The organism is Pseudomonas sp. NPDC087626 (assembly GCF_044743405.1).
GTDB lineage: Bacteria > Pseudomonadota > Gammaproteobacteria > Pseudomonadales > Pseudomonadaceae > Aquipseudomonas.
On sequence record NZ_JBIUWJ010000064.1, the window covers coordinates 1 to 5,276 of the forward strand.

Consider the following 5,276-nt stretch of genomic DNA (forward strand, 5'->3'; position numbering starts at 1 on the left):
TTCCCCATGTGAGAGTAGGTCATCGTCAAGATTAAATTCCGAAACCCCTATCTGCGTATGCAGGTAGGGGTTTTGTTTTTGTCCGCGAGAAAGTTGGCGTATAGGGTTTCTATGCAACAGCTCGGGGCATGGCTATCATGCGGGCCTCATTGTGAGGCGATACTTGCATGCTGACGTTGTTAAAACTCTTGAAAGATGGTCGTTTCCATTCCGGGCAAGCGCTTGGCGTTGCTCTGGGGATCAGCCGGAGTGCTGTTTGGAAGCAACTCCAGCATCTCGAGGCGGAGTTGGGTCTCACTATTCATAAGGTGCGCGGTCGCGGCTATCAGTTGCGCGCGCCCCTGACGCTGCTCGATCCGGCCGGGGTCGCTGAGCATTCGCCGTCCAGTCAATGGCCGGTGCTGGTCTTTGACTCGCTTGATTCAACCAATGCCGAAGCCCTGCGTTCAATCGAGCGGGGGATGGCGGCGCCGTTCCTGGTGCTTGCGGAGCGGCAAACGGCCGGTCGTGGTCGCCGGGGTCGCAAGTGGGTCAGTCCCTTTGCCGAAAACCTTTACTACAGCCTAGTGCTGCGTATCGATGGTGGTATGCGCCAGTTGGAGGGCTTGAGCCTGGTGGTAGGCCTTGCCGTGATGCAGACTTTGAGAGACCTGGGCATTGCTGGGGCGGGGTTGAAGTGGCCCAATGATGTACTGGTTGGCGAGAAAAAGATCGCCGGCATATTGTTGGAGTTGGTCGGAGATCCTGCTGATGTGTGCCACGTTGTCCTGGGTGTGGGGATCAACGTGAATATGCAGGAGGCTGATGAGGTCGATCAGCAGTGGACCTCCATGTACTTGGAGGCGGGCAAGGGGTTTGATCGTAATCTGCTGGTGGCACACCTCGGTGGTGTGCTCCAGGAACACCTTAATCGTCACCAGTCTGCAGGTTTTTCGGTGCTGCAGGCGCAGTGGGAGCAAGGTCACCTCTGGCAAGGGCGTGCGGTATCGCTGATTGCCGGGGTGAACCGGATTGATGGTGTGGTGATGGGTATCGACGGGCAAGGTGCGCTGCGCTTGAAAGTCGACGGCGTGGAAAAGGTTTTTAGTGGTGGCGAGCTAAGTTTGAGGCTGCGCGATGATTCTTGAGCTCGACTGTGGGAATAGCTTTATCAAGTGGCGCGTGCTGCATGCAGACGCCACGCATCTGTTTGCCGAGGGTGTGGTGGACTCGGACCTGGCCCTGCTGGAGGGTCTGCGCGGCTGTGTGGGGCTGGATCTCAAGTACTGTCGCCTGGTCAGTGTGCGCACCAATGATGAAACGGCAGCGTTGGTGACGGCATTGGCCGATGCATTTGGTGTTTTCGCGCTGTGTGCGGCGCCGTCCAGGTCGATGTCCGGGGTTGAGAATGGTTACGAGGATTTTCAGCGACTCGGCCTCGATCGCTGGTTGGCCATGCTCGGCGCCTATCACCTGGCCGCAGGGGCCTGTCTGGTACTGGATTTCGGTACGGCACTGACAGCCGACTTCATTGCTGCTGATGGCAAGCACCTGGGGGGCTTCATTTGCCCGGGTATGCCGCTGATGCGTCATCAATTACGCACGCACACCCGGCGCATTCGTTATGACGACATCGCGGCCTCTCGGGCGCTGGAAAGTTTCGCGCCGGGTCGTAATACGGTTGAGGCGGTAGAGCGTGGCTGTTCATTGATGCTGCGTGGGTTTGTCCTGACTCAGCTGGAACTGGCGCGTGAGTACTGGGGCGAAGATTTCAGCGTGTTTCTCACCGGCGGCGACGCGGACCTGGTGTCCGGCGTCGTCCCGCAAGCGCGGGTAGTGCCGGATCTTGTATTCGTGGGTCTGGCCATGGCCTGTCCATTGTCCTGAGGTTCTTATGCGTTGGTTGTTTCTGCTGTTGTTGGTTCTTAACGTCTTCTATTACGTCTGGCATCAGCAGGAGGTGCCCTTGCGTGCCAAGGACGTTACTCCGCTAAGTTTGTATAAGGGGTCGCAGCAGGATATCCGGCTGTTGAGTGAAACCAGGAGCTCCGCAGTGGCGCGCGACACGTCCAGGGCTGAGTCGGCGGATGAGAGCTGCCTGTACCTGGGCGGATTTGCTCGCCAGGAGACGGCCAGGGCATTCGAGGGGCGGCTGGCTGCGCTCGATATCAAGGTGCAACAGCTGGCAACTTCGCTGCCAGATTCAGCCGGCTTCTGGATGCGCGTATCCCCGCAAACCCGGCATTTGGCCGATGACGCTGCCTTGCAGAAGCTTGTTAATGAATTCAATGAGTTAAAACATAAAATAATGCGGTGCGAGGGGGTTGCAACTGCTCAATAGGTTGCATAGAATGGCGCCCGCTACGCAGTGAAGGCCTTTAACGGCAAACATCGCGAAGCACGGTCAACGCAGCTAACCTCAGGTTTTTAATGAGAAAATGCTTGACAGAAGGCTGGCATGATGTAGAATGCCGGCTCGCTTAGGAGGGGTTCCCGAGCGGCCAAAGGGATCAGACTGTAAATCTGACGTCTACGACTTCGAAGGTTCGAATCCTTCCCCCTCCACCATTTTTAGCGTGAGCTGCAAGCTTACGCGGGTATAGTTTAGTGGTAGAACCTCAGCCTTCCAAGCTGATGATGCGGGTTCGATTCCCGCTACCCGCTCCAAGTTTGCAGGTTGTGCAAAGTGTTTCGCTCTTGTAGCTCAGTTGGTAGAGCACACCCTTGGTAAGGGTGAGGTCAGCGGTTCAAATCCGCTCAAGAGCTCCATATGACAAGGCAGATATGAAAATATCTGCCTTTGTTTTAATGGCTAGTGTGACTTGTTTAATTCTTCTCTGTAGGGGTGAATTCGATGGCTAAGGAAAAGTTCGAACGTAATAAGCCGCACGTCAACGTAGGCACCATTGGTCACGTCGACCACGGCAAAACTACTCTGACTGCTGCTCTGACTCGTGTCTGCTCCGAAGTGTTCGGTTCGGCGAAGGTCGACTTCGACAAGATCGATAGCGCCCCTGAAGAAAAAGCTCGTGGCATTACCATTAACACCGCTCACGTTGAGTACGATTCGGCCGTGCGTCACTACGCACACGTGGACTGCCCAGGTCACGCCGACTACGTAAAAAACATGATTACCGGTGCTGCTCAGATGGATGGCGCAATTCTGGTTTGCTCGGCCGCTGATGGTCCGATGCCACAAACCCGTGAGCACATCCTGTTGTCCCGCCAGGTAGGCGTTCCGTACATCGTGGTCTTCCTGAACAAGGCTGACATGGTTGACGACGCTGAGCTGCTGGAGCTGGTTGAGATGGAGGTGCGTGATTTGCTCAGCACCTACGATTTCCCGGGTGACGACACTCCGATCATCATTGGTTCGGCGCTGATGGCGCTGAATGGTCAAGACGACAACGAGATGGGCACTACTGCCGTCAAGAAGTTGGTCGAGACTCTGGATACTTATATTCCGCAGCCTGAGCGTGCTATCGACAAGCCGTTCCTGATGCCAATTGAAGACGTATTCTCGATCTCTGGTCGTGGTACGGTTGTGACTGGTCGTGTAGAGCGTGGCATTGTTCGCATCCAGGAAGAAGTTGAGATCGTTGGTCTTCGTGACACGGTCAAGACAACTTGCACGGGTGTTGAGATGTTCCGCAAGTTGCTGGACGAAGGTCGTGCTGGTGAGAACTGTGGCGTATTGCTGCGTGGCACCAAGCGTGATGACGTTGAGCGTGGTCAGGTCCTGGTCAAGCCGGGTACTGTCAAGCCGCACACCAAGTTTACTGCAGAGGTTTACGTTCTGAGCAAGGAAGAGGGTGGTCGTCATACGCCATTCTTCAAAGGCTACCGTCCACAGTTCTACTTCCGGACCACTGATGTGACCGGTAACTGCGAACTGCCGGAAGGCGTCGAAATGGTAATGCCAGGTGACAACATCCAGATGACTGTCACTCTGATCAAAACCATCGCGATGGAAGATGGTCTGCGTTTCGCTATCCGTGAAGGCGGTCGTACCGTCGGCGCTGGCGTCGTAGCCAAAGTAATCGAGTAAGTTGTTGTAATGTCTTTTTCAGGCCGGCATAATGGTCGGCCTGATTTTGTTTTAGGTCAGTAGCTCAATTGGCAGAGCGACGGTCTCCAAAACCGTAGGTTGGGGGTTCGATTCCCTCCTGACCTGCCAGATTCACTCAGTGTGTCTGGCTTTCTTTTCACAGGATCTTCATAGATGACTCCTAAGGCTGAAGCTCAAGGCTCTCGCTTCGATCTGCTTAAGTGGCTAGTAGTAGCTGCTTTGGTGGTTGTTGGCGTTGTTGGCAATCAGTATTACTCTGCTTCGCCGATCCTGTACCGTGTACTCGCTTTGCTTGCTATTGCTGCTGCAGCTGCCTTTGTAGGCCTGCAAACAGCGAAGGGCAAGTCTTTCTTTGTACTGGTTAAGGAAGCTCGCACCGAGATTCGTAAAGTCGTGTGGCCAACTCGCCAAGAAACCACGCAGACCACCCTGATTGTGGTGGCTGTTGTTCTGGTTATGGCGTTGCTGTTGTGGGGGCTTGATTCCCTGCTCGGTTGGCTTGTTTCCTTGATTGTTGGCTAAGGGTGTCCCGTGGCTAAGCGTTGGTACGTTGTGCATGCTTACTCGGGTTACGAGAAGCATGTCATGCGCTCGTTGGTAGAGCGCGTAAAGCTGGCTGGCATGGAAGATGGCTTCGGCGAAATTCTGGTTCCCACTGAAGAAGTGGTTGAAATGCGTAATGGCCAGAAACGCAAAAGCGAGCGCAAATTCTTCCCTGGTTATGTGCTGGTCCAGATGGATATGAACGAGGGTACTTGGCACTTGGTCAAGGACACTCCTCGGGTGATGGGTTTCATCGGCGGTACCGCTGATAAGCCTGCACCGATCACTGATAAAGAGGCAGAAGCGATTCTGCGTCGTGTTGCTGATGGTAGCGACAAGCCGAAGCCGAAGACGTTGTTCGAGCCGGGCGAAGTGGTTCGTGTCACCGACGGTCCGTTTGCCGATTTCAATGGCACGGTCGAAGAAGTTAACTACGAAAAGAGCCGGATCCAAGTGGCAGTGCTCATTTTCGGTCGCTCTACTCCGGTAGAGCTAGAGTTCAGCCAGGTCGAAAAGGTCTAGCCGAACAAGCATCCCAACCCCGCAGCCCTAGGCTGTGGGGTTTTGTCGTCACTGGGATAAACGCGCAAGTAACCGGGGAGCCTTTCGAGGCGTTTGAACCCGTAATTGGAGTTGCTCTTGGACTAGAAGTTTACAGCTTACATCAAGCTGCAAGTGAAGGCCG

General features: G+C 54.9%; 6 protein-coding genes and 4 tRNA genes. All 10 read left to right on the forward strand.

Annotated features, from left to right (window positions below; all coding sequences use genetic code 11):
- Window positions 1–167: 167 nt before the first annotated feature.
- Window positions 168–1,127, forward strand: a complete 960-nt coding sequence (gene birA / locus ACIOVD_RS27765) for a bifunctional biotin--[acetyl-CoA-carboxylase] ligase/biotin operon repressor BirA (protein WP_159998193.1) — start codon at window positions 168–170, stop codon at window positions 1,125–1,127.
- A complete protein-coding gene (locus tag ACIOVD_RS27770; protein ID WP_159998191.1) occupies window positions 1,117–1,866 on the forward strand; it encodes a pantothenate kinase in 750 nt (249 codons plus the stop codon). Before birA ends, ACIOVD_RS27770 begins: the two co-directional genes overlap by 11 nt.
- Window positions 1,867–1,873: 7 nt before the next feature.
- Window positions 1,874–2,320: a hypothetical protein gene (locus ACIOVD_RS27775; RefSeq protein WP_095166156.1), complete on the forward strand. Its 447-nt coding sequence runs from the start codon at window positions 1,874–1,876 to the stop codon at window positions 2,318–2,320.
- Between the two features lie 142 nt (window positions 2,321–2,462).
- Window positions 2,463–2,547, forward strand: a tRNA-Tyr gene (locus ACIOVD_RS27780).
- 25 nt (window positions 2,548–2,572) lie between these two features.
- Window positions 2,573–2,646 (forward strand) — tRNA-Gly (locus ACIOVD_RS27785).
- A 26-nt stretch (window positions 2,647–2,672) separates the two neighbouring features.
- Window positions 2,673–2,748 (forward strand) — tRNA-Thr (locus ACIOVD_RS27790).
- 85 nt (window positions 2,749–2,833) lie between these two features.
- Entirely contained in the window at window positions 2,834–4,027 is a 1,194-nt protein-coding gene (gene tuf, locus ACIOVD_RS27795) for an elongation factor Tu (protein WP_010467251.1), read from the forward strand.
- Between the two features lie 53 nt (window positions 4,028–4,080).
- Window positions 4,081–4,156: transfer RNA gene (locus ACIOVD_RS27800), tRNA-Trp, on the forward strand.
- A 45-nt stretch (window positions 4,157–4,201) separates the two neighbouring features.
- Window positions 4,202–4,570, forward strand: coding sequence for a preprotein translocase subunit SecE (gene secE / locus ACIOVD_RS27805; RefSeq protein WP_095166158.1), 369 nt, complete (start codon window positions 4,202–4,204; stop codon window positions 4,568–4,570).
- A gap of 9 nt (window positions 4,571–4,579) precedes the next feature.
- The gene (nusG, locus tag ACIOVD_RS27810; RefSeq protein ID WP_003186097.1) at window positions 4,580–5,113 is read left to right on the forward strand and encodes a transcription termination/antitermination protein NusG; all 534 of its coding nucleotides are present in this window, start codon (window positions 4,580–4,582) and stop codon (window positions 5,111–5,113) included.
- The last annotated feature ends 163 nt before the right edge of the window (window positions 5,114–5,276 follow it).

What these genes read in the sequence shown, in the direction of transcription:
- tuf (WP_010467251.1), top strand. Translation starts at nt 2,834, where the DNA reads ATGGCTAAGGAAAAGTTCGAACGTAATAAGCCGCACGTCAACGTAGGC.
- ACIOVD_RS27775 (WP_095166156.1), top strand. Translation starts at nt 1,874, where the DNA reads ATGCGTTGGTTGTTTCTGCTGTTGTTGGTTCTTAACGTCTTCTATTAC.
- ACIOVD_RS27770 (WP_159998191.1), top strand. Translation starts at nt 1,117, where the DNA reads ATGATTCTTGAGCTCGACTGTGGGAATAGCTTTATCAAGTGGCGCGTG.
- secE (WP_095166158.1), top strand. Translation starts at nt 4,202, where the DNA reads ATGACTCCTAAGGCTGAAGCTCAAGGCTCTCGCTTCGATCTGCTTAAG.
- birA (WP_159998193.1), top strand. Translation starts at nt 168, where the DNA reads ATGCTGACGTTGTTAAAACTCTTGAAAGATGGTCGTTTCCATTCCGGG.